The organism is Aquimarina sp. RZ0 (assembly GCF_008370685.1).
Lineage (GTDB): Bacteria > Bacteroidota > Bacteroidia > Flavobacteriales > Flavobacteriaceae > Aquimarina.
Map to the genome: position 1 here is coordinate 1 of NZ_VTZU01000242.1, position 827 is coordinate 827.

At 37.2% G+C, this 827-nt stretch carries 1 protein-coding gene; it reads left to right on the forward strand.

Going from position 1 to position 827, the window contains the following annotated elements:
* Positions 1–245 precede the first annotated feature (245 nt).
* Positions 246–827, forward strand: a 582-nt coding sequence (locus tag F0000_RS27495; protein WP_149627883.1) for a transposase, incomplete at its 3' end; no start/stop codon positions are given.

Genomic DNA, 827 nt, shown 5'->3' on the forward strand with positions numbered 1-827 from the left:
ATCCCTCATAGACCCCAGAAACTTCAGTACGTAGGCTAACGTAAAATTCGTAATTTACTGGGTATTAACTTTAGCTCTTTGCAAGGCCGTTTTTTAAAGTGTTGCTGCTTTTTTTAGTAAGCACGAGCGCAATCCTGGTTAGAATGTTTGCCATCAGTACATTGGCGATGCACTTGGTGTAATCCCGTTCAGAATAATTTCTTTGCCTAAAGCACATTCTCTTAGAGCTTTTTAAATCTAATAGTATGGAAGAACAAATTAGTTTAGATATAGTCAATAAAAATGCCGCTGGTATTGATATTGGTAGCCGTAGTCATTGGGTAGCTGTAGGGCAGACTAATGATTTGATTCAAGAATTTGGTGTCTACAATGAAAACCTTTATGAATTAGCCGATTGGCTTACCCTGCATAATATTGCCACTGTTGCGATGGAAAGCACAGGTAATTATTGGCAAAATTTACACGCTGTTCTAATTTCTAAGGGCTTTGAGGTTACTCTTTGTAATGGAAAGTTTACCAAAAATATTAAAGGAAAGAAAACAGATGTAAAAGACTGCCAATGGATACAAAAACTACATAGTCTAGGATTACTATCAGGAAGCTTCTTGCCTGATGAAGATACCGAGATTTTAAGAACCTTTACAAGGCACAGACATAATCTCATTAAGCAAGCTGCCTCTGCCACTAAAAAAATGCAAAAGTATCTTAGACTGATGAATATTCGACTAGATGTAGTGGTCAAAGATGTGGTGGGTCTGACAGGACTTAAAATTATTAGAGCAATTGCTCTAGGCGAAACTGACCCAAAAAAATTAGCTAGTCTCAGG